Source organism: Nocardia sp. NPDC004860, from assembly GCF_040609015.1.
Taxonomy (GTDB): domain Bacteria; phylum Actinomycetota; class Actinomycetes; order Mycobacteriales; family Mycobacteriaceae; genus Nocardia.
This window is the reverse complement of record NZ_JBEXJI010000032.1, coordinates 83,448-105,668: the sequence shown is the minus strand read 5'-3', so window position 1 is coordinate 105,668 and position 22,221 is coordinate 83,448. Positions and strand designations below refer to the sequence as shown.

Here is a 22,221-nt window from a genome sequence, read left to right as displayed (position 1 = left end):
AACCCCCCGGCGGGGGGGGGGGGGGGGGTCCACCCCCCGCCCCCACCCCCCCACCCCCCGCCGGGGGGGGGGGGGGGGCCCCCCCCCCCCCCCCCCCCCCCGCGGCGCATTCGACAGGTGTTCGGTTGTGCCGTGCGGTTTTTCAGTAGCCGACGGTGAATCTTCAGTAGCCGACGGTGAACCGGGTCCGGTGGTGCGCGGGCTGTTCGATCTCGTCGAGCAGGGCGATGGCCATGTCCTCCATGGAGATCGAGGAATTGCCCTGGTCGTCGGTGAGCAGGTCGTCCCGGCCGACGCGGTAGGCGCCGGTGCGCTCGCCGGGTTCGAACAGTGCGGCCGGGCTGACATAGGCCCAGTTCACCGCGTGCGGGGTCGTCCGGAACACCTCGAGCTGGCGGCTGCCGCCCTCGGCGATGGGCACCAGCTCGGCCGGGAAGCCCGGCTGCTCGGTGAGGGTCTTGCCGGTCCCCGCGACGGTGAGGCTGCCCGCGCCGCCGATCACCAGCAGCCGAATCCCGCTGTCCGCCAGTCCTTCCAGCAGCGCGGCGGCGACCTCGGCCAGTTCGTGCTCGCGGCCCGGGGCCGGACGGGTCGCAGTGACCACGACATCGCTGCCGGCCGCGGCCTTCTCGACATCGGCGGGATCGGCGGCATTGCCGGTCCACACCTCGACCTGCGCGGGCAGCTCCCGCAGCCGCTCGGCGGTGCGAGCGACCGCCCGCACCCGGTGGCCCCGGCTCAGCGCCTCGGCCACGACCCGGCTGCCGGCGTCTCCACTCGCTCCGAACACTGTGATCTGCATGGTCTTTCGCTCCTTATCGAGGATTCGAGTCACGCCGCGACGCGGTTCTTGGGAGTGTCGTCATCGGTCTGCGGCGCGGATTCCGTTGTGCGGGGCGCGGATCCGGTCTGGCCGAGCAGGGTGCCGCCCAGCGCGATGGCCATGCCCAGGATCTGCAGCGGGGCCAGCGCCTGGCCGAGCGCGGCCCAGCCGATGACGGCCGCCGACAGCGGGCTGAGCAGGCCGAGGAAGGCCACCGAGGTGGCATTGGCCTTGGCGATGCCGCGGAACCACAGCGCGTACGCGGCGGCGGTGCCGATCAGGCCGAGGTAGAGGTAGCCGCCGATGGCCCGGCCGTCCAGCGCGGGCGGCGCGCCCTCGGCGATGGCGGCGACCGGCAGCAGCAGGAGTCCGCCGGCGGTGAGCTGCCAGCCCGTCATGGCCAGCGGGCCGATGCCCTCGGGCCGTCCCCAGCGCTTGGTCAGCACCGTGCCCCCCGCCATGGCGATGGCGGCCACCAGCCCGGCGATGATGCCGAGCGTGTCGAGAGTGGCTGTGGCCCTGAGTACTACGAGTGCCACGCCGGCCAGCCCGATCAGCGCCGCTGCCACCTTGCGTACGGTGAGTCGCTCATTGAGCCCGAGTGCGGCGAAACCGACCGCGAACAGCGGCGCGGCCGCGGCGAGCACCGCCGCCACCCCGCCCGGCAGCCGATAGGCGGCCACGAACAACAGCGCGGTGAATACTCCGATGTTCAGCCCGCCCAGCACGAGCGCGCGTGGAATCCATTGCCCGTGCGGCAGTTTCCGCGTGATGGCGAGCAACAGCAGTCCCGCGGGCAGCACCCGCATGAGTGCGGTGAACATGGGCCGCTCGGGCGGCAGGAACGTCGTGGTGACGGCGTAGGTCGACCCCCAGACCAGTGGCGCGAGCCCGGTGAGGGCGAGCGTCCCGGCGAGTCCGGCGGCTCCGGCGCGTGTGGTGGTCATCGATAGCTCCTCATTGATAATCTCAACGTTGAGATAACACCATCTAGATACCTCACCGTCAAGTATCTCAATGTTGAGATTTATTCCGCCCCGAGAGGAGACCGCCGGTGACCGACGCCGTCGACCAGATCACCGCCGCCTGGCGTCAGCAGCGCCCCGACGTCGACACATCCCCCATGGAGATCTTCGGCCGCCTCGCCCGCCTGGGCCGCATCGTCGACCGCGAGCTCTCCGACTTCTTCCGCACCCACGGCCTGGAACGCTGGGAATTCGACGTCCTCGCCACCCTCCGCCGCTCCGGCAACGAATCCGGCCTCAGCGCAGGCGCCCTCAACAAGGCCGCCATGATCACTTCCGGCGCCATCACCAACCGCATCGACCGCCTGACCGCCAAAGGCTGGGTAGAACGCATCCCCGACCCCAGGGACCGCCGAGCCATCCAAGTCCACCTGACCGACTCCGGCCGAGCCCTGATCGACCGAATCCTCCCCTTGCACATGGACAACGAACGACGCCTCCTGGCCGACCTCTCCCCCACCGACCGCGAAACCCTCATCCCCCTACTCCGCAAGTTCGCCGAATCCCTCGGCGACCTCACCCTGGACTGAACTAACGGCCGAAACCGCTAGTGCGCCAAGGCAGGAGGGATCGGTTGCGCCGGAGCGTCGGCCGGGACCGGGTCCGAGGAGGTCGGCGGGTTGGGGGTGGAGGCGGTCCGGGGAGCCGGAGTCGCGGTCCGGATCACCAGGTTGACCGGGCCCGGGCTCGCTGGTGCCGGGGTGGTGCGGGGGTTGGAGAGCGCGGAGTTGGGGTCGGCGCTGCCGGGGGACGGCAGGGGGATGGTGATCCGTGAGCGGTCGTCGGGGGTGGGGCGCGGCGGGGTCGCCGGGGGGACATTGCCCGGGGTGACGGGAGTTCGGGTGCCGGGGACGGTATTGGTCGGGTCGGGGTGGGTCGGGACCGTCGCGTCCGGGGTCGCAGCGCCCGGGGTGACGGGGTCCGGGGTGGTGGCGTCCGGGGTTGTGGGGGTCGCCGGGTCGGATTCCGTTGGGGCGGGCTGGGTTTGGGGGGACTGGGGGTCGGGGAGGTTGGGGTCGGCGGGGGTTGCGGCGGCGGGGAAGTCGGTGAGGGCGGGGCCGACCTCCATGGCGGAGGCGGGGGTGGGGAGGCCGCCGTCGGGGGCGGCGGAGTATTCGGCGCGCAGGATGTGGTTGTCGCGCACCAGGACTCGGCCGGAGGTGACCTCGACGGCGCTGGTGGTGCGGGAGTCCTCCTTGTCGGTGCCGAGGTACATCTGGCAGTCGGTGGTGTCGCAGGTCTGGGCGTAGGAGTAGCGGTCTTCGGCGAGGGCGTAGGAGCGGGCGGCGATGGCCTGGGCGCGCAGGGCCTCGGCGCCGCCCTGGTCGGCCCAGCCGGGGACCATTTCGGCGGGGACGACGCCCTTGAGGTAGTCGTCGAGGTCGGCCTCGTTGACGGTACGGGGCGAGCCGTTGTCGAGGGCGACGCCGAGGACGCCGCGGTAGGCGTTGCCGCCGCAGATCTCGAGTTGCTCGTTGGCGGGGCGGTCGGTGCCGTCGGCGACGGGGTAGGCCCACGGGTCGTCGGTGCTGCCCTCCCAGAGGGTGTTTCCGTCGCAGCCCTGGGTGATGGCGACGTCGGCGCCGGTGGCGGTGGGCGTCAGATGCGCGGCCTGGCCGGGGATGACACGGCGGCCGGCGACGTAGAAGACGGAGTCGGAGGCGAGGTCGAGGGTCTTGCCGTCCTGCTCCATGAGGCGGACGCGGACCGTGGTCCGACCGACGTCGGCGAGATCGGCTCCGGAGTAATAGGTGGCCAGGATGCGGTCGGCGTTCCAACCCGCCACGGCCTTGTCGAAGGCGCCGTTCTGGCTCAGGCCGCGCCCGTGACCGGCGCCGGCGGTGAAGAGGAAGGCATTGTCGGGCCAGGCCCAGACCAGTACTGCGATGCCGCCGGTGGTGGCCGCGACGGCGAGGGAGAGGGTGAGCAGACCGCGCCGTCTACGGCGCTTGGCTAGGTACCCGTTCGGCATGTCATACCCGTTCTGTCGAGAGCCGAAGCTACATTCGAGTTACCCCGAAGCTAAGCCTCAACCATACGTTCAGGGAATGTGACAGTAGGGACTAGTGTGATCGTTGATGCGCCAAGTAGCAAGCTTGTGCTCCGGGCGCGGTTAGACGGATTTACCTGAATGGGAGATGCTTGTGCCGTATCACAAACCGAAACCCACGTATGCGCTCCCGGTCATCACCGTCCTCGCGCTGTCCGCTCCCGTCGGCATTCTGGCGCTGAGCGATTCCCGAGATGTCCGGAACGCCGATGAAAGCAATTGGGCAGCTATACCTGCACAAATGGCAGAAGTCGCCCTGGACTCGGCGCCCGATATCGTGCTGCCGCTGCGTGAGCTCACCGGGCTGGACCTGCCCGACCTGCGGCTGTCCGATCTGCGAATGCTGCCGCTGCCCAAATCGATTCCGATCCCGCCGGATCTCATTCCGGGGGTCCAACTACCCAGCGAGATTCCGCTACCGCGGCTGAACGACTCGCCGCAGCAGCCCGTCGGGCCCGCATCCGACACCGGGCCGCACGTCACCCGCCCCACCCTCCCGGGCTCGCTCCCCAACGCCACCATCGTCACCCCCGGTTCCGCCCGGCCGACCGGTCCGGCCGCGAGCGTGCCCGGTTTCATCGCCGAACCCGGGCCCGAGGTCTCCGGGCCGCCCGGCACCGAAACCCCTTCCGCGCCAGTGGCTCCCGCGGCCACACCGGCTCTCGGTAGTCGAACACCGATCGCCCCGGCCGATTCCGGGGTGCCGGCGCCGATCCCGACCGCCGACAATCCGGCCGCCCCCGGCCCGCATCCCGTGCCCGGTCTCACCGGTGACCTGCGGACCCCCGCGCTGAACGCGGGCGCGGTGCCCGCCGATCTGGTCGACAAGGTCGGTGCACAGGTCAAGGAGCTGACCCGGGACACCCCGTTCAGCATGGTCGCGCTCACCGCGCCGAACCTGGCCGGCACCACCACCAAGCTCCGCGCCCAACGTCCCGATGGCACCTGGGGACCCTGGTACGACGCCGAAACCGAGAACGGCAGGGACCATCCCGCGCCGGGCAAGCGCACCGGCACCGAGCCGATCTACGTCGGCAATACCAAGACCGTGCAGATGCTGGTGACCCGCACGCCGGCCGCCGCGCCCGCCGAACCCAAATCGCTGGACGACGGTTCGGCCGATCCGGCGCAGATCAATCTGGAGAAGCTGGCCGCGATGCTGATCGATCCGGGCCGCGGCAGCATCGACGAGAATCTGCAGACGGTGGCGGCGCCGCTGCCCGGCGGCGGGCCCAAGGTGATCACCCGCGCGCAGTGGGGCGCGGACGAATCGCTGCGCTGCGAGGAACCCACCTACGACGACGGCGTCAACGCGATCACCGTGCACCACACCGCGGGTCGCAACGACTACACCAAGGCCGAGTCCGCGGGCATCGTGCGCGCCATCTACTCGTATCACGCGAAGACGCTGGGCTGGTGCGACATCGGCTACAACGCCCTGGTCGACAAGTACGGGCAGATCTTCGAGGGCCGCTACGGCGGCCTGGACAAGCCGGTCGAGGGCGCGCACGCGGGCGGCTTCAATATCAATACCGCGGGCGTCGCGCTGATGGGCGACTACGAGGACGAGACCCCGACGGACGTGTCCATCCAGGCGATCGGCAAGTACATCGGCTGGCGGGCCAAGGTGGCGGGCATCGAGCCCGAGGGTCAGACCACCATGTACTCCGAGGGCAGCGACTACACGAAATACGCGCTGGGACAGGCGGTCAAGCTGCCGAACATCTTCGCGCACCGCGATGTCGGCAACACCACCTGCCCGGGTGACGCCGCCTATGCCCTGATGGACAAGATCCGGCAGATCGCCGAGGACGTGGCGGCCGGCACGAACGCGCCCGAGGATCCCGGTCCGACGCGGGTCCGTCCCGGCCAGAACGCGGGCAATCCGCAGCCCGCCCCCGACGCCGACGGCCAGGCGGATCTGGCCGCCCTGGCCGATCTCACCCAGAAGATCCTGGACATGCTCGATCGCAGCCCGGTGGCCCGCTACTGGAACGATCAGGGTGGGGCGAACGGCCCACTGGGACAACCGAAAGCGGAACCGATCGCCTTGGCGGACGGCGGCCAGTACGGCCAATTCACCAATGGCTACGTGTATGCCTCGCCGACCGGTCAGATCTTCGCGGTGGTCGGCAAGATTCTGGAGCGCTTCCTGCAATTGGGTGCGGGCACAGGCCTTCTCGGTCTGCCCACCAGTAATGAATATCCGGTCCAGGACGGCGTTCGCACCGACTTCCAGAACGGCGCCCTGATCTTCAACAAAATCACCGGAATCGTCACCACCGTCCTGAAGAACTACGGCGCCGTCCAGGACCCCATCCCCGGCAAGTCCATCCCCGCCCCCGGTACCCCGGCCCAGGCCGCCCCCATCCCCGCGGCCGCGCCCAGCTAGACGGTCAGGACCACCAGCGTTCGAGGGTGCGGGCGACGCCGTCCTCGATATTGGAGGGGGCCACCTCGTCGGCGGCGGCGATGGCCTCGGGGTGGGCATTGGCCATGGCGACGCCGTGACCGGCCATGAGCAGCATGGGGACGTCGTTGGGCATGTCGCCGAAGGCGATGAGGGAGCTGTGCTGGACGCCCAGGCGCTGTGCGATGGTCGCGAGGCCGGTGGCCTTCGTCACGCCGGGGGCGGACAGTTCGATCAGGCCGTTGTCCGTGGAGTAGGTGAGGTCGGCGCGGCCGGCCAGGTGCGGGTCCAGCACGGCGCGCATGTCCGCGCTGGCGGCGCCGGGTAGGCGGATCAGCATCTTGATCGCGGGCGCGGAGATGACCTCGGCGCGCGAGACCTGGGTGTCGTCCGGATTCAGCCAGGCGTGCTCGTACTCGGGCGAACTGACGAACTGCGGTGTGGCCGCGTCGTGCGCGCTGGAACCGACCCGTTCCGCGGCCAGGCCGCAGCCCGGCAGCAGGCGCTCGGCCAGATCGGCGGCCCAGGTGAGAGTTTCGATATCCAGGGTGCGGGTGTCCAGCACCCGATCCGCGGCGCTGTCGTAGATGACCGCACCGTTGCCGCACACGCACAGCGGCGAGAAGCCGAGCCCATCGACGACCGGATCGATCCAGCGCGGCGGCCTTCCGGTGGCGAGCACGAACGGCACCCCGTCCGCGAGGAGGGCGTTGATCGCTGCCTTGGTGCGGGCGCTCACCTGCTCACGGTGGTCGATGAGCGTGCCGTCCACATCGGAGGCGACCATCTTGGGTTTGGGCAGGTGAAAGAGCGTCACCTACTCCATCCTGCCTCGAGCCACGACCGGTGCGCCCGTGGATTCCGGACCTCGCCGTACAAAAGAGACCTTTCGGACACCGCTCCGCACCACACCACCCCGCAACCCCCACACCCACCAGGACGCGCGCAATAACACACGGATTGCCGTGGCATCCGCGGTCCGTACCCCGCGTTTACGGTTCTCACTCCCTATGATCTGGGGCAGAACTCGACCCCGAAAGGGAATGATGGCCGGTTTTCTGCTGCGACGTGCGCTGAACTATGTCGTGCTGCTGGTGCTGGCGTCGTTCCTGACCTTCAGTCTCGCGTCCCTCACCTTTCGCCCACTCGACAGTCTCGAGCATCGCAACCCGCGCCCGCCGCAGTCGGTGATCGACGCCAAACGCGATGAGCTGAAACTGGATGTGCCGATCCCGCAGCGCTACACGGAGTGGGTCGGCGGCATCGTGGCACACGGCGATTTCGGCAAGACCATGGCCGGACAGCCTGTGAGCGAGGAGCTGCCGCGCCGCATCGGGGTGAGCCTGCGGCTGCTGATCATCGGATCCGTGCTCGGCACCCTGCTGGGCGTGCTGATCGGCGCGGCGGGCGCGATCCGGCAATACAAACTCAGCGACTACGTCACCACCGTGTTTTCCCTGCTGCTGCTGAGCACTCCGGTATTCCTGCTTGCGACCCTCTTGAAATACGGTGCGCTGGAGACCAACACGCTGACCGGGACGCAGGTCTTCTACTACACCGGTGAGACCTCCGCGAACGTCGTGCACGGCGCATGGAACCAGTTCGTGGATCGCCTCCAGCACATGGTGATTCCAACGCTGGGCCTGATCCTCGGCGCGGCCGCCAGCTACAGCCGTTATCAGCGCAACGCCATGCTGGACGTGCTCCAGAGCGATTTCATCCGAACCGCCCGTGCCAAGGGGCTCACCCGCACCCGTGCCTTGTTCAAGCACGGCTTGCGAACCGCGCTCATCCCCATGGCAACGCTGTTCGCCTACGGATTCGGCGGACTCGTCACCGGCGCCGTCTTCACCGAGAAGATCTTCGGCTGGCACGGCGTCGGTGAATGGCTGGTGGATTCGATCACCGCGCAAGACCTGTACCCGGTGGTGACCATCACCGCGTTCGCTGCCCTGGTGATCCTGCTGTCGGGCCTGCTCTCCGACATCGTCTACGCGATTCTCGACCCCAGGGTGCGTGCCTGATGACCGAAACCGAAATCATCGTCGCGGGCACGCCCGAACCCATGGCGGCGGGCCGCCGCAAACTGGTGGTTCGGCGCTTCCTCCGTAGCAAGGTGTCGGTGATCGCTCTGGCGGTCCTGCTGCTGATGCTGATCCTCTGCTACGCGCTACCGCCACTGCTCAAATACGACTACCAGCAGCTCGATTACACGGCCCTGCTGAAGCCACCCAGTTCGCGACATCCGTTCGGCACCAATCAAATCGGTCAGGACATCCTCGCGCAGACGTTGCGCGGACTACAGAAGTCGCTGATCATCGGCTTCTCGGTCGCATTGATCTCCAGCACCATCGCGGCCGTGCTGGGATCGGTGGCCGGACTGCTCGGCGGATGGACCGACACCGCCATCATGTGGCTGGTCGACCTGATGCTGGTGATGCCGAGTTTCATCATGGTGGCCCTGTTCGCGCCGCGCATGAAGGGCAGTGGATCCATCCTGCTGCTGATTGTGCTGCTGTCGGTGTTCAGCTGGATGATCAGCGCGCGCCTGATACGCGGGCTCACACTGAGCCTGCGGGATCGCGAATTCGTCCGAGCCGCACGGTATATGGGCGCGTCCACCCGGACGATCATCACCACGCACATCCTGCCCAATATCGCCTCCATCCTGATCATCGACACCACCCTCGCCGTGGGCGCCGCGATCCTCGGCGAATCCGGGCTCAGCTACCTGAACTTCGGCGTGCAGCCCCCCGACGTCTCGCTGGGCACCCTGATCGCCGCGGGCACCAAGTCGGCGTTGACCTATCCATGGCTGTTCATGTTCCCCGGCGCGTTCCTGATCACGATCGTGTTGTGCGCCAATCTGGTCGGTGACGGTCTGCGCGACGCTTTCGACCCGACCGCGAAGCGGGCGCGCTCGCGCCGCAAGGATCGCGCGAGCAAGGCCGAGAACGCCGGAAAGGCCCAGGCATGACGGATAAGACGGTTCGCACCACCACCGCCCCGCTGCTCGAGGTCTCCGATCTGCGCGTGAGCTTTCCCGGTGAAGAAGGCCGCATCGACGCCGTGCGCGGCGTCAGCTACACCGTGCAGGACGGCGAGGTGCTGGCCATCGTCGGTGAATCCGGTTCCGGCAAATCGGTGTCGTCGCTGGCGATCATGGGCCTGCTGCCGGATCAAGCCCGTGTGCAGGGGTCCATCCGGCTGCGCGGGCAAGAACTGCTCGGCATGGATGACCGGCAGCTGTCCACGCTGCGGGGCAGCAAGATCTCCATGGTGTTCCAGGACCCGCTCTCGGCATTGACGCCGGTGTACCGGGTCGGTGACCAGATCGCCGAAGCGCTGCTGGCACACGGGAAGCTGAGCAAGCGCGAGGCCGCCGAGAAGGCGGTGGAACTGCTCGACCTGGTCGGCATCCCCGATGCGGCCGTGCGCGCCAAGGCTTTTCCGCACGAGTTCTCCGGCGGTATGCGGCAACGCGTGGTGATCGCCATGGCCATCGCCAATGATCCCGAGCTCATCATCTGCGACGAGCCCACCACCGCACTGGATGTCACGGTGCAGAAGCAGATCCTGAATCTGCTGCGCAAGGCGCGCGACATCACCGGAGCCGGCGTCGTCTTCATCACCCACGACATGGGTATCGCGGCCACGCTCGCCGACCGGGTCGCGGTCATGTACGCGGGACGGATCGTCGAAACCGCGCGTACCACAGAACTTTTCAACGCACCTCGGATGCCGTACACGGTCGGCCTGCTGGGTTCCATCCCGCGGCTGGACGGGCCGGCGCGAGTGCCGCTGGTGCCCATCGCCGGTGCGCCGCCGGCCATGCACGAGCTGCCGCCGGGGTGCCCGTTCGCACCGCGGTGCCCGGTCGCGGTCGAGGACTGCCGGGCGGCCGAGCCACCCCTGCAGGACACCGAACCCGGCCACCGCGCCGCCTGCATCCGGGTGGCCGAGGTCGGATCCGCGGACCTGTTCACGGCCTATCGCCGCGAGGTGCCGCCCGCCGAAGTCCCGGTCCCCACCGATGAGCAAGTGGTCCTGCGGGTTTCGGAGTTGAAGAAGACCTTCCCGATCACCTCCGGTGTGGTTTTCAAACGCCGGACAGGTGAGGTGAAGGCGGTCGACGGCGTCAGCTTCGAGATCAAGTCGGGCCGCACGCTCGCGCTGGTCGGCGAATCCGGTTCCGGGAAATCGACGACGCTGACCCAGATCATGGAGCTCATCGCGCCGGAGAGCGGCCGCATCGAGGTGCTCGGCAGCGATGTCGCCACCCTCACCAAGACCCGCCGCCGCGAAATCCGGCGCAAGCTCCAGATCGTGTTCCAGGATCCGTCGGCCTCGCTGGACCCGCGGCTGCCGATCTTCGACGCGCTCGCCCAGCCGCTGCGCATCGACGGCCGTTCGAACAACGAAATCCAGCGCCGGGTACGGGAATTGCTGAATCTGGTCGGCCTGCGCCCCGAGCACGCCGACCGTTATCCCGCCGACTTCTCCGGCGGGCAGAAGCAGCGCATCAATATCGCGCGGGCGCTCGCCCTGGATCCGGAGATCCTGGTGCTCGACGAGCCGGTGTCCTCGCTGGATGTCTCGATCCAGGCCGGGGTGCTGAACCTGTTGCGCGACCTGCAGGCCGAGCGCGGGCTGTCGTATCTGTTCGTGTCACACGATCTGTCGGTGGTGCGCAATCTCGCGCATGACATCGCGGTCATGTATGGCGGCCGGATCGTCGAATACGGTGCGGCCGAGCAGGTTTTCGGCGATCCTCGGCACGAGTACACCCGCGCCCTCATCGACGCCGTCCCGGTCCCGGTCGTTTCGGGATAGGGGCGCAGAGTGTTCCAGCAATACTCCGACGGAAGGAGCAACCGGTGAGGATTCGCTCGATCGGCTCGAGGCTCGCGGTCCCACTGGTCGCCGTGGCAATGGTGGCGACCGGATGCGGTGGCGGTGACAACACCTCCCCGCAGGGCAAGGCCGAACTCGGCACCACCAACGACATCAACCCGCACGATGTCGCGGACCTGAAGGACGGCGGCAATCTGCGGCTGGCCATCTCGGCGTATCCGGCGAACTGGAACACGCTGAACATCGACGGCAATGACATCGAGGTCACCGGCGTGGAGCGGTCGATGATGCCGCGCGCCTTCGTGTCCGACGCGGCCGGCAATCTGTCCGTCGACACCAATTACTTCACCGATATCCAGCTGACGAATACCAATCCGCAGCAGGTCACGTACACGATCAATCCGAAGGCATTCTGGTCCGACGGGTCGCCGATCACCTGGGAGGACATCGCCTCCCAAGCCAATGCGCTCAGCGGCAAGAACAAGGATTTCCTGATCGCCAACAGCCAGGGCTTCGACCGCGTCGGGAAGGTCGAGCGCGGGGTTGACGACCGGCAGGCCGTCATCACCTTCGACAAGCACTTCGCGGAGTGGAAGGGCCAGTTCGCGGGCAACTCCTTCCTCTACCCCAAGTCCGTGACCAGCACGCCGGAGGCCTTCAACAAAAGCCTGGTCGACGCCATCACGACGACCGCGGGTCCGTTCGTCGTGCAGTCCACCGACCGCGGTCAGGGCCGAATCGTCCTGGGCCACAACCCGAAGTGGTGGGGCACGACGCCGAAGCTGGACACCATCACGTTCAGCGTCCTCAACGACCAGGCGCTGATTCCGGCCCTGCAGAACAACGAGATCGACGCCGTCGGCATCGGCAGCCGCGACGATCTCAAGACCGCGCAGAGCACCGACGGCGTGGCCATTCGCCGCGCACCCGGTAACCAGTGGTCGCACTTCACCTTCAACGGCGCGCCCGGATCGATCCTCGCCGACCCCAAGCTGCGCGTGGCCATCAGCAAGGCCGTCGACCGGCAGGGCATCGCGACCGCGATCCAGAGCGGTCTGGTGAACGACCCGAAGCCGCTGAACAACCACATCTACATGGCCGGGCAGAAGGGCTACCAGGACAACGCGCCCGCCTTCGACCCCACCGAGGCCGCCAAGGAGCTCGACGATCTCGGCTGGAAGGTGCCCGCCGGCGGCGGCACCCGGGAGAAGGACGGGCGCAAGCTCGAGATCCGCGACGTCATGTACAACGCCGACACCTGGGTGCAGATGGCGCAGATCATGCAGCAGAATCTGTCGGCGATCGGCGTGAAGCTCACCATCGACACCAAGCCCGGCCAGGACTACTTCACCAAGGTCATTCAGCCCGGCGATTTCGATATCGCTTTCTGGAGCTGGGTCGGCGACCTGTTCCCGCTCGGCAGCCTCGACCAGATCTGGGGCTACCACCCCGGTGACGTCCAGGGCAACTACGGCCGGATCGGCTCGCCCGAGCTCAACGACCTGATCGAGAAGACCGTCTCCGAACTCGATCCCGACAAGGCGATCGACCTGGCGAACCAGGTCGACAAACAGGTGTTCGCCGAAGGCCATTCGATGCCGCTCATGCAGTCGCCCGGCAATCTCGCCGTTCGCGCCAATCTCGCCAACTATGGCGCGGCCGGTCTGGCCAGCCTCGACTACACCAAAATCGGCTTCCTGAAGTGAATTCCCGGACGGGCCATCCCCTGGCCTATCCGGCGCTCGTGACGATCGGGACCCTGGCGATCACCCTCGCCTGGGTCCCGTTCGCCGATCCGGAGCAGGTGGCAATGCTGGGCACGGTGGCCGTGATCATTCTGGGCTACAGCGGGTTTCGGTTCGCTGTCGCGCTGGGGTGGCTGCCCGCGGGGTTGCCCGGCGGGCCGGAGCGGCGGGAGGTGGCGGTGCGGCGGGTGCGGCAGCAGCATCGGCTGGTCAGCCGGTCCTGGCTGGAGTTCACAATCGAGGGGAAGAATCGCTGGCTGCCGGTGTATTTCGATCCGGTGCTGGTGATGCTCACGCCCGACACGGCCGAATTGTCCGGGCGGGCGGTGCATGTCGGGGGGCGCCGGATGTATCCGGCTGGGCGACTGCGGGATTCGGAGCCGGTGGGGAAACTGATCGATAATCCGGTGCGGCCGGATCCGGAAGCGATGGGGCGGACGGGGATCGGGCGCGAGCTTCTGCTGGATGCGCAGTCCGCGGTGGCCGGGCCGTTCGCGGGACTGCTGTGGGTGTACTCCTCCGGCGGCGGATGGCCTGCCTTCGCGGTCGCGACGCTGGTCGCGGCGGCAGCGGCCACCTGGCTGGCGGCTGTTCGCGGCTCCGACCCGAGCTGAGCCGAAGCCGTCCGGGCTCGGTGCCCCAACCGGAAACGGCCTGCTCCGGGGGCTCCGATTCCCCGTAGCAGGCCGTTGAACGTAGGGCTGTGTTATTCGGCCGGCTTCTGTGCGCGGCGGGCGGCCTTCTCCTCGGCCTCGGCGGCGTCCATGGCGTTGGCCTCCTCGAGGGTGGGGGCGCTGCCGCCCAGGCGCGCGGGCACCCAGTACGCGCCGGGCTCGTGGACGTAGTCCTTTTGCAGGTCCAGGAGCATGTCGGACATGGTGGCGTGGAGCTCGTCGGTGAGGGCCGCGGCGGGCTCGAAGGGCTGGATGGGCTTGCCGACCGCGATGGAGATGGGGGTGTTGGTGCGGCCCAGGCGCTTCGGGAAGCCCTTGGTCCATACGCGCTGGGCGCCCCAGATGACGATGGGGATGATGGGGACGCCGGCCTCGATGGCCATGCGGGCCGCGCCGGACTTGAATTCCTTGAGTTCGAAGCTGCGGCTGATGGTGGCCTCGGGGTAGACGCCGACGAGTTCGCCGGCGCGCAGCCGCTTCACGGCCTCGTGGTAGGACTCCGCTCCCGCCGCACGATCCACCGGAATGTGCTTGAGGGCACGCATGATCGGCCCCGAGACGGAGCTGTCGAAGACTTCCTTCTTGGCCATGAAGCGGATGTACCGCCCGGTGGTGCGCGCGGGCAGACCGGCGTAGGTGAAGTCCATGTACCCGGTGTGGTTGATCGCGATCACCGCGCCACCGGTCGCCGGAATGTTTTCGTCGCCCTTGACGGTGAACTTCAGGCCCTGCAGCGCGAAGATCGTGCGGGCCAGGCCGATGACGGGGTAATAGACGGGTTCCACAGTTCCGCTAGCCTAGTCGCTGCCCGCGCGGCATCCAGTGATCCCGGTAACAGCAATTCAGTTGATGTGACTTCTCGACACTGAAAGAGGTTCGCACGAGTGGAAAACGGCCGGACAGCGTTGCGTGCACAAATCCACCAGTGGTTGCTCGGGACGCTGATAGTCGGCGCGGCCTGCCTTGCCGGAGGCTGCGATTCGAAAGCCGGAATCGAGGGCACGGATTTCGGGGCCGACCTCGATATGTCCAGTGAAATCAGCAGTATCCCCAGCCCGGTCGCGGCGGTGAGCGGCGGCGTCGGGGCGGCGCCCGGGAAACCGAATGCGGCGCCGGCCGTCGCGCGCTGGGCGGCCGACCTGCAGGGAAGGGGGCTGGACGAACTGGCCGACCGCTGCTGGACCATGGCGCCGCCCAATATTCAGAGCATGTACGCCGAGCCGCAGGTCATCATCGATGCGCTCGCTGGACCGGGTGTGTCCAGCGGCCAGGCCGTGACCTGGCAGAACGCCGAGGTCACCGTGACCGCGCAGGACCGCGACATCGCCACCGGCTATGCCTGCCCGCACGTCTACCCGACCGGCGGCGAACTCGGCTTCAACGACGCCGACGCGCGACACACGGTGCGGCGCTTCCTCTCTCGCTCCATGGGCCGGCCGCTGCATCCCACTGACCGGGAGGACGCGTATCCACTGGTCTGCGCCGCGGGCCGGACCTGGGATCCGGACGGCACCGGGAAACCGGCCACCGCGCCGCTGGCGGTGAACCCGTCGAAGCCGGGGGCGGTCAGGACCTTCGTGGACCAGTCCATCAAGTCGGAGTGGCCGCGCGGCGGGTACATCACCGTGTCGGTACCGGTCACCACCGGGGCCGGAGACCAGACAAAGCAGATATACACCTTGAAGTCGGGCTCCGAGGGTTACTGCATCGGCGACGTCTCCGGCTAGCCAGTACTCTGGGTGGCTGGTAACGGTCAGGGAGGAATGAAGCTCGTGCAGATCACCAGCGTCGGACACGCCGGATTCCACATTCGAACCGCTGCCGGAACGATCCTCTGCGATCCGTGGGTCAATCCGGCCTATTTCGGATCGTGGTTCCCGTTCCCCGACAACACCCAGCTGGACTGGGACGAGCTCGGCAACTGCGATTTCCTCTATGTCTCGCACCTGCACCGTGACCACTGGGACGCCGAGCACCTGGCCGACAAGGTCAACAAGGACGCCACCGTCCTGCTGCCCGACTACCCGGTGCCGGACCTCAAGCGGGAGCTCGAGAAGCTCGGCTTCACCAAGTTCGTGGAGACCGAGGACTCGGTCAAGACCACCGTCACCGGTCCGGGCGGCGACCTGGACATCATGATCATCGCGTTGCGCGCGCCCGCCGACGGCCCGATCGGCGACTCCGCCCTGGTCGTCGCCGACGGGGAAACCGTGTGCTTCAACATGAACGACGCCCGGCCCGTCGACATGGACGTGCTGCACGACGCCTTCGGGCACGTGGACATCCACCTGCTGCAGTACTCCGGCGCCATCTGGTACCCGATGGTGTACGACATTCCGGCCAAGACCAAGGCCAACTTCGGCAAGCAGAAGCGCCAGCGCGGCATGGACCGCTGCCGCTCCTACATCGAACAGGTCGGGGCCACCTGGGTCGTCCCGTCGGCCGGCCCGCCGGTCTTCCTCGACGACGAGCTGCGCTACCTCAACGACGACCGCGGCGACGAGGGCAATATCTTCCCCGACCAGATCGTCTTCCTGGATCAGATGAAGATCCACGGCAACGAGGGCGGGCTGCTCATGATCCCCGGCTCGGTCGCGGATCTGCGTGGCAAGGAACTGAATTCGCTCACCCACCCGGTCGACCCGGACACCATCTACGGCGACAAGGCCGCCTACATCGAGGCCATGGCCCAGCGCATGGCGCCGGTGCTGGCCGCCGAGAAGGCCACCTGGGCCCCGGCCGAGGGCGAGCCGCTGCTGCCCGCGCTCAAGGCCAAGTTCGAGCCGATCATGGCGCAGAGCGACCTCATCTGCGACGGCATCGGCTACCCGGTCGGCCTGGTCATGGGCGAGGAGACCGTGGTGCTCGACTTCCCCAAGCGGGTGGTGCGCGAGCCCATCGAGGGAGAAGGCAAGTACCGCTACGGATTCCGCATCGACCCGCAGCTGGTGCGCACCGTGCTGCGCGACGACGAGCCGGACTGGGTGAACACCATCTTCCTGTCGACGCGCTTCACCACCTGGCGCATCGGCGGCTACAACGAATTCCTCTACACCTTCTTCAAGTGCCTCACCGACGAGCGCATCGCCTACGCCGACGGCTGGTTCGCCGAGGCGCACGACGATTCCGCCTCCACCGAGCTCGACGGCTGGGAAGTGCAGCGCCGCTGCCCCCACCTCAAGGCCGACCTGTCGAAATTCGGTGTGGTCGAGGGCAATACGCTCACCTGCAACCTGCACGGCTGGCAGTGGGATCTGGAATCGGGCCGCTGCAAGACCTCCAAGGGCCACGAGCTGCGCTCGAAGAAACTGGTCTGACCCGGTGGCGGCCGATGCCCGGTGCATCGGCCGCCACCGGCCCTGCTCAATGCCGCGGACGCCTCAGGGCGTCTCGCGCACGCGATACCGCAACGCGGTCTCCGGCCCGGGCGCCCGCGGACTTCAGCACCTCGAATTCCGGCGCGACCACGCCCGGCGGCAGCCCCTTCTCGTCCAGGCGGCGGCGCAGGGCTCGCAGCTCACCCCAGAGGGAAACCAGCACCGCACCGAATCCGGCCGCCACCCCCATCGCGACCACATGGTCCACCGGCAGACCGCCGGGCACCTGCGGCTCCGCCAGCGTCGCCACGGCCGTCACGCCGGCCAGGACGATCAGCACGATATTGCGCGCCACCGTGCCTCGCCCGATCGGGGCGGCGCTGGCGGCTCCGAAACATGAACAGACGGGGCGTTTTCCCTGGCGCAGCAGGCGCACCACCGCACCGGTGAACATGCCCAGCAGCAGTATCGCCACCAGCGCCGCACCGGCCGCGGTCCACGGCGGCAGCAGCGCCGCCGCCACCACGGCCTCCACCGCCGGGAGCGCCCAGGCCACCGCGGGTATCCAGGCAAGCGGGATCCCGAACTCCCCCACCGCCTTCCGGGTGCCGGGCCCATCGGCGAGCTTTCCCCACGCCGACAGGCCGAACACCACGGCCAGCACCAGACGCGCGACCCACACCACGTAGTCGATAGCCATGACCGCACCATCGCACACTCATGTGGACAGCGAATTACGAATCCGGGGAACAGATTTCATCCGCGCGATCGGGCGGCCACGGCGACCGCCACGAAGGTCAGCACGCAGCCGATGATCGCCGACGCCGAGAGCCCGATCCCGGTCGGCGCCACCACGTCCAGCACCAGCGACGCCAGCAGCTGGCCCGCCACCGAGGTCAGGCCCAGCAGCAGCACCCCGATCCAGCGGACCACCAGCACCGCCAGCGCCACGAACGAAATGCCGATCAGGCCACCGAGATACAGCCACGGTTCGCTCGGCAGCGGCCCGAGACCACCGCGCCGGACCAGCACTCCCGCCTCGATGACCACCAGCGCCGCCGTGCCGGTCGCGAAGTTGCCCAGCGTCGCCGACAGCGGTCCGCCGACCGCACCCACCCGGCCGTTCACCGCCTGCTGCCAAGCCACCAGCAGGCCGGCGACCAGCGGTAACGCCACCAGCAGCATCGAGGCCGTCGAATGCCCGGCGGCCGGGCCGGTGCCGCTCCGGCCGATCACCGCGAGCAGCACGGCGACCAGCCCCAGCACCGCCGCACCGATCCGCCCGGCCGTCACCGGCGTCGGTCCACCCGGACCCCAACCCAGCCGATCCACCACCAGACTGCTCACCAACTGCCCGGCCACCGCGGCCACCGTGAACGCCGTCACCCCGATGGTCGCCACCGTGAGCCCCTGACACGCAACGAAATACGCGCCCGACAGCCCACCCAGCAGCTGCCACCATCGCAACTCCCCGGTACCGAGCGCGGCCCGCACCCGCCCGACCCCCGCCCGCAGGCGCCCGCTGCCCGCGAACACGACGGCCAGGATCAGCAATCCACTTCCGAAACTGATGGTGGCCGCCGCAATCCCATCGCCCAGCCGCTGCCCCAGCTCCCCATTGATCCGCGCTTGCAGGGCCACGGCCGCGCCGATGGACCCCCCGAACCCCAACCCCGCCCACTGCCGCATCGCCACCGCCCGATTGTCCCCGCCTTTCCCGGTACAGAGCCTGCCGACCAGATCATGTCGCGCGTCGCTCCGACACGCCACGCCGCACCGCGCTCGGATCCCGTTCCGGCACAGGACGACCCGCAACCACGGTCGGGTGATACCCCCCGGCATTCGATGACCTCCGCCGCCCTGCCGCGCCGGATCAGAGCTGCTCCGAATCTCGTGCAGCAGGCCCCGGCATCAGATCCGAGCCCGGTGCCGCCCGGGGGAGCCAGGTGGGGACCAGGGCCGCGGCCAGTAACAGCGGCACCCCCAGCAAGGCGACCATGACCGGCAAGGACAGCCAGGTCGTGGCCACCGCGGCGAAAACGAAGACCAGCAGGGCGATCATCTCGGTGGCGAAACCGGACACCGAGGTCACGGTCGCACGGGCCGGGCCCGAGATGGCGTCCTGCAGCCGGGCCGAGGCGATGACATCGGCGTTGTAGTCGATGCCGTAGGCGACGCCCACCGCCGAAAAGCCCACGGCCGTCAGCACATACAGGGCCCCCGGGTGGCCGGCGGCACTACCCGCCAGCAGCGCACCACCGATGAACAGGACCCCCGCCACGGCCAGCGCCGACGCCATCACGCGGGCGGATATGCCCTCGGTGCGGCCCGCCAGCGTCGCGCCGGCCAGGGCTCCGGCTACCGTGACACCCACCAGGATCGCGGCCAGCGACGGCCCGGCGCCGGCGTGGTCGGCCAGCAGGGCGAAATATTCGTCGAACGCGGTGATGCCGTTCAGCAGCGCCACCAGGATGACCCCGCGCCGAATCACCCGCACCCGCAGGGCCTCTCGCATACCAGCGCGCAGCATGGCCAGGTAGCCGCTGGATTCCGGTTCGGCCGTGCGGGTTTCGGAGGTGGGGTCACCGTCACCCGGTCGCACGCTGTCCGGCTCCTGCTCGGCCACACCGCCATCCGAGTCCGCAGCATCGGTATCCGGGGCCTCGACACCACCGTCCGGGTCTTCGAGCTCCTCCACCTCCGCCGCGGACACCGACTTCGGCGCGGTCGGCAGCAGGACCGCGGTGGCGGTGTGCACGGCGGCGATCGCGACGCTGGACCAGGCGACCAGCGCGTAGCCGCCCCACGCGTAGAGCGGGGCCGCGACCAGAATGCCCGCCAGCGCTGCCGATTCGGTGGCGGCGCGGACATGGCCCATCAGCCGCGGGTATCCGGCCGTCGCGGCACGCGCGTGCAGGTCGTCGTAGATCAGCGCCTCGAAGGTGCCCGAGCGGAGCGCGCCCGAAGTACCCCACAGCACGAAGCCGACGGCGAATCCCGGATAGGAGGGGTACAGCGTCCACACCGCGAAGCCCGCCGCCAGCAGCGCACCCGACAGCACGAGCAGGCCGCGCCGCGAGACCGTATCGGCCCAGGCGCCGGAGGGAATCTCCAGCAGGAACGAGGTCGCGGACCAGATGGCGAACAGCGACGAGATCTGCGCCGCGTTCAGGCCGTGGTCGGCGAACAGCAGCGCGTAGATCGCGTAGAGCGGGATCAGGTCCGCCGTGACGGCGAACAGCATCGCCCGCAGCGTCAGCGCACGTATCGAGTGGGTGGATACCCGTATCGAGTGGAGCGGTACGCGTGCAGAGCCCACGCGCTCGGCGTGCGCCCGGGGCAGCGCACTACGGAATACGAATCAACAGGCGTAGATGAGCAGCCGCATGGGATCAACCCTGCGCGCCGGACGCCCCACCGTCAAGCGGATTGTCCAGCGGTACCCAGCCATTGGTCGACGGCTCGCCTTCCGACACCGCCGCGCCGACCAGGCCGTGCCGGTCGTTGAGGTCGTTGATGAGCTCGGACACCGGGTGCGAATCGCTGTAGTGGTAGCCCTGGGCCAGCGCGAAACCGAGCTCGGTGAGCACGGCTGCCTGGTATTCGGTCTCCACGCCCTCGGCGATGACCTGCAGGTCCAGCGACTTGCTCAGCGCCGCGATCACGCCCAGCAGCGGCGGCGCGGGGGAATCCGACTGGATGGACGCCACGAAGGACTGATCCACCTTGAGGATGTCCGACGGCAGCGTGGCCAGCCGGCTGAGCGAGGAGTAGCCGGTGCCGAAATCGTCGATGGCGATGCGGACGCCGAACTCGCGCAGCTTGTGCAGGTTCGTGATGGCCGTCTCGGATTCGGCGGCCAGCTCGCTCTCGGTCACCTCGAGCACGAGTTGCTCGGCGGGCCAGCCGGTTTCCGCGAGGATGCCGGAAACCCGGTCGGCATACTCGGTTTCGGCCAGCTCCAGCCCGCTCACATTGACGTTCAGGGTCAGATCCAGCTGGGCGAAGGTCTCCTGCAACCGGGCGGCATCGGCGCAGGCCCGCCGCAGCACCAGCTCGTCCAGATCGGAGATGAGGTCGTATTCCTCGGCGACCCGGATCAGCCCCTCGGTGGTCACATCGGGCTGCGCGTGCGAAGACCAGCGCAGCAGCGCTTCCACACCGACCGCGCGGGTCGCGCCGTCGGTGAGACTCACGATCGGCTGATACTGCACGTCCAGGGTGCCGCGATCGATGGCCTCCCGCAGCTCCACCGCCAGCGGCAGCTGCCGCGAGGACTCCAGCACGGTGCGATTGCGGCCCGCCTGCTTGGCCCGGTACAGGCCCACATCCGCACGCGACACCAGCAGCGACCCGGATTCGCCCGGCTGCCAGGACGTCACACCCGCGGAACAGCCGGTGGTGACGGCCGCGCGCAGCTCCTCGGTCAGCAGGATCGCGGCCTGCTCGGTGGTCCCGGGCAGCAGCAGCGCGAACGCGTCACCGCCGTAGCGGGCCAGCCGCTGCTCCGGCGCAAGCAGTTTCGACCAGGAGTCGGCCACCCGCTGCAGCACGGCGTCACCGGCCCGGTGCCCGAGGTGATCGTTGATCTTCTGGAAGCGGTCCAGGTCCACCAGTACCAGGGCCAGGCCCTGGCCGGTGCGGGTGGCGTGCGCGATGGCATTGCTCAGCGCCCGATCGAAACCACGCCGGTTCAGCAGCCCGGTCAGCACATCGATATCGGCGTCCGACGCCATGCGCGTCAAAATGCCGACCACGATGCCGATTCCGAAAGTGATACCCGCCGGAATGATGCCCGACCACCACGGCAACCCGCGCGACGGCACCACCCACAGACAGCAGACGATGGCGAACGCTATGTGCCCGCCCAGCCAGCGCCAGGAGAAGAAGATGGCGGCATCACAGGCGACGAACACATAGAACGCCGCCAGACTGATCGCGCCGACCGTATTCGGAAACCAGTGCACCGCAACGGTCACCAGCACGGTCGCGGTCGCCACATACGCGTGATGCACCGAATGCGGCAGCCGCGGACCCCAGATCAGCAGACTGATACCCAGCAGCAGCGCCACGAACGCCGCCGCACCCACCAGCGGCCGATTGCCCTCGTCACCCGGAGCGACCGCAGTCAGAACCAGGCCCAGGACCCCGCCCATGACGTAGAACGCCCCGGTGGTCCGAGCCATGACCATTGCCGTCGCCAGCGCCGACGCCGCCCGTACCCGGGTCCGGGTATCGCCGCGGGACCCGATTCCTCGCACGCTGCCTAGCCTAGACACAAGCCCTGCCACCAGTAGACACAACCGACGGAATAAGCCACGCC

Annotated in this window: 18 protein-coding genes; 9 read left to right on the top strand and 9 right to left on the bottom strand. The window is 68.5% G+C overall.

Annotation, left to right across the window (positions count from 1 at the left end; genetic code table 11):
- Nucleotides 1–163: 163 nt before the first annotated feature.
- Together ABZV44_RS37940 and ABZV44_RS37935 are read right to left on the bottom strand one after the other, a co-directional pair.
- The gene (locus ABZV44_RS37940) at nt 164–802 is read right to left on the bottom strand and encodes an NAD(P)H-binding protein (RefSeq protein WP_354847612.1); all 639 of its coding nucleotides are present in this window, start codon (nt 800–802) and stop codon (nt 164–166) included.
- Nucleotides 803–831: 29 nt separating this feature from the next.
- Nucleotides 832–1,770, bottom strand: a complete 939-nt coding sequence (locus tag ABZV44_RS37935; RefSeq protein ID WP_354847609.1) for an EamA family transporter — start codon at nt 1,768–1,770, stop codon at nt 832–834.
- A gap of 107 nt (nt 1,771–1,877) precedes the next feature.
- Here ABZV44_RS37935 and ABZV44_RS37930 point away from each other — a divergent pair, with 107 nt between their 5' ends.
- On the top strand, nt 1,878–2,378 hold the full coding sequence (locus ABZV44_RS37930; protein ID WP_354847606.1) for a MarR family transcriptional regulator: 501 nt from the start codon (nt 1,878–1,880) through the stop codon (nt 2,376–2,378).
- A 17-nt stretch (nt 2,379–2,395) separates the two neighbouring features.
- On the opposite strand, the gene ABZV44_RS37925 is transcribed toward ABZV44_RS37930, so the two are convergent.
- Nucleotides 2,396–3,820 carry a SpoIID/LytB domain-containing protein gene (locus tag ABZV44_RS37925; RefSeq protein WP_354847604.1) on the bottom strand — a complete coding sequence of 475 codons (1,425 nt, stop codon included), beginning with the start codon at nt 3,818–3,820 and terminating at the stop codon, nt 2,396–2,398.
- Between the two features lie 319 nt (nt 3,821–4,139).
- Between ABZV44_RS37925 and ABZV44_RS37920 the strand changes: the two genes are divergently transcribed.
- Nucleotides 4,140–6,290, top strand: coding sequence for an N-acetylmuramoyl-L-alanine amidase (locus ABZV44_RS37920; protein WP_354847602.1), 2,151 nt, complete (start codon nt 4,140–4,142; stop codon nt 6,288–6,290).
- 4 nt (nt 6,291–6,294) lie between these two features.
- Here ABZV44_RS37920 and ABZV44_RS37915 read toward each other — a convergent pair whose 3' ends face one another.
- Nucleotides 6,295–7,095 (bottom strand): HAD family hydrolase, encoded by an 801-nt coding sequence (locus ABZV44_RS37915; RefSeq protein ID WP_354847632.1) that lies wholly within the window; start codon nt 7,093–7,095, stop codon nt 6,295–6,297.
- Nucleotides 7,096–7,354: 259 nt separating this feature from the next.
- Here ABZV44_RS37915 and ABZV44_RS37910 point away from each other — a divergent pair, with 259 nt between their 5' ends.
- Genes ABZV44_RS37910 through ABZV44_RS37890 form a run of 5 tightly spaced genes read left to right on the top strand, consistent with a single transcriptional unit; the run spans nt 7,355 to nt 13,521 of the window.
- The gene (locus ABZV44_RS37910) at nt 7,355–8,332 is read left to right on the top strand and encodes an ABC transporter permease (protein ID WP_354847600.1); all 978 of its coding nucleotides are present in this window, start codon (nt 7,355–7,357) and stop codon (nt 8,330–8,332) included.
- Nucleotides 8,332–9,285, top strand: a complete 954-nt coding sequence (locus ABZV44_RS37905; protein ID WP_354847597.1) for an ABC transporter permease — start codon at nt 8,332–8,334, stop codon at nt 9,283–9,285. Before ABZV44_RS37910 ends, ABZV44_RS37905 begins: the two co-directional genes overlap by 1 nt.
- Nucleotides 9,282–11,141, top strand: a complete 1,860-nt coding sequence (locus tag ABZV44_RS37900) for an ABC transporter ATP-binding protein (RefSeq protein WP_354847595.1) — start codon at nt 9,282–9,284, stop codon at nt 11,139–11,141. Before ABZV44_RS37905 ends, ABZV44_RS37900 begins: the two co-directional genes overlap by 4 nt.
- Nucleotides 11,142–11,185: 44 nt before the next feature.
- Nucleotides 11,186–12,868 carry an ABC transporter family substrate-binding protein gene (locus ABZV44_RS37895; protein ID WP_354847592.1) on the top strand — a complete coding sequence of 561 codons (1,683 nt, stop codon included), beginning with the start codon at nt 11,186–11,188 and terminating at the stop codon, nt 12,866–12,868.
- Nucleotides 12,865–13,521 (top strand): hypothetical protein, encoded by a 657-nt coding sequence (locus ABZV44_RS37890; protein WP_354847589.1) that lies wholly within the window; start codon nt 12,865–12,867, stop codon nt 13,519–13,521. Before ABZV44_RS37895 ends, ABZV44_RS37890 begins: the two co-directional genes overlap by 4 nt.
- Nucleotides 13,522–13,613: 92 nt before the next feature.
- On the opposite strand, the gene ABZV44_RS37885 is transcribed toward ABZV44_RS37890, so the two are convergent.
- The gene (locus tag ABZV44_RS37885; RefSeq protein ID WP_354847587.1) at nt 13,614–14,366 is read right to left on the bottom strand and encodes a lysophospholipid acyltransferase family protein; all 753 of its coding nucleotides are present in this window, start codon (nt 14,364–14,366) and stop codon (nt 13,614–13,616) included.
- A 99-nt stretch (nt 14,367–14,465) separates the two neighbouring features.
- On the opposite strand from ABZV44_RS37885, the gene ABZV44_RS37880 reads away from it, so the two are divergent.
- Nucleotides 14,466–15,308 (top strand): hypothetical protein, encoded by an 843-nt coding sequence (locus ABZV44_RS37880; RefSeq protein ID WP_354847584.1) that lies wholly within the window; start codon nt 14,466–14,468, stop codon nt 15,306–15,308.
- A 45-nt stretch (nt 15,309–15,353) separates the two neighbouring features.
- Nucleotides 15,354–16,898: a Rieske 2Fe-2S domain-containing protein gene (locus tag ABZV44_RS37875; protein WP_354847630.1), complete on the top strand. Its 1,545-nt coding sequence runs from the start codon at nt 15,354–15,356 to the stop codon at nt 16,896–16,898.
- A 46-nt stretch (nt 16,899–16,944) separates the two neighbouring features.
- Here ABZV44_RS37875 and ABZV44_RS37870 read toward each other — a convergent pair whose 3' ends face one another.
- The 4 genes from ABZV44_RS37870 to ABZV44_RS37855 all read right to left on the bottom strand — a co-directional run bounded on the left by ABZV44_RS37870 (nt 16,945) and on the right by ABZV44_RS37855 (nt 22,159).
- Nucleotides 16,945–17,598 carry a MauE/DoxX family redox-associated membrane protein gene (locus ABZV44_RS37870; protein ID WP_354847581.1) on the bottom strand — a complete coding sequence of 218 codons (654 nt, stop codon included), beginning with the start codon at nt 17,596–17,598 and terminating at the stop codon, nt 16,945–16,947.
- A 56-nt stretch (nt 17,599–17,654) separates the two neighbouring features.
- Nucleotides 17,655–18,587 carry a DMT family transporter gene (locus tag ABZV44_RS37865; protein ID WP_354847627.1) on the bottom strand — a complete coding sequence of 311 codons (933 nt, stop codon included), beginning with the start codon at nt 18,585–18,587 and terminating at the stop codon, nt 17,655–17,657.
- A 184-nt stretch (nt 18,588–18,771) separates the two neighbouring features.
- Nucleotides 18,772–20,142: an MFS transporter gene (locus tag ABZV44_RS37860; protein ID WP_354847579.1), complete on the bottom strand. Its 1,371-nt coding sequence runs from the start codon at nt 20,140–20,142 to the stop codon at nt 18,772–18,774.
- A gap of 148 nt (nt 20,143–20,290) precedes the next feature.
- A complete protein-coding gene (locus ABZV44_RS37855; protein ID WP_354847576.1) occupies nt 20,291–22,159 on the bottom strand; it encodes a bifunctional diguanylate cyclase/phosphodiesterase in 1,869 nt (622 codons plus the stop codon).
- Nucleotides 22,160–22,221 lie beyond the last annotated feature (62 nt).

Coding starts and splice junctions, on each gene's coding strand:
- ABZV44_RS37940 (WP_354847612.1), bottom strand. CDS start 802: ATGCAGATCACAGTGTTCGGAGCGAGTGGAGACGCCGGCAGCCGGGTC.
- ABZV44_RS37935 (WP_354847609.1), bottom strand. CDS start 1,770: ATGACCACCACACGCGCCGGAGCCGCCGGACTCGCCGGGACGCTCGCC.
- ABZV44_RS37925 (WP_354847604.1), bottom strand. CDS start 3,820: ATGCCGAACGGGTACCTAGCCAAGCGCCGTAGACGGCGCGGTCTGCTC.
- ABZV44_RS37920 (WP_354847602.1), top strand. CDS start 4,140: ATGGCAGAAGTCGCCCTGGACTCGGCGCCCGATATCGTGCTGCCGCTG.
- ABZV44_RS37915 (WP_354847632.1), bottom strand. CDS start 7,095: ATGGTCGCCTCCGATGTGGACGGCACGCTCATCGACCACCGTGAGCAG.
- ABZV44_RS37910 (WP_354847600.1), top strand. CDS start 7,355: ATGGCCGGTTTTCTGCTGCGACGTGCGCTGAACTATGTCGTGCTGCTG.
- ABZV44_RS37905 (WP_354847597.1), top strand. CDS start 8,332: ATGACCGAAACCGAAATCATCGTCGCGGGCACGCCCGAACCCATGGCG.
- ABZV44_RS37900 (WP_354847595.1), top strand. CDS start 9,282: ATGACGGATAAGACGGTTCGCACCACCACCGCCCCGCTGCTCGAGGTC.
- ABZV44_RS37870 (WP_354847581.1), bottom strand. CDS start 17,598: ATGGCTATCGACTACGTGGTGTGGGTCGCGCGTCTGGTGCTGGCCGTG.
- ABZV44_RS37865 (WP_354847627.1), bottom strand. CDS start 18,587: ATGCGGCAGTGGGCGGGGTTGGGGTTCGGGGGGTCCATCGGCGCGGCC.
- ABZV44_RS37860 (WP_354847579.1), bottom strand. CDS start 20,142: ATGCTGTTCGCCGTCACGGCGGACCTGATCCCGCTCTACGCGATCTAC.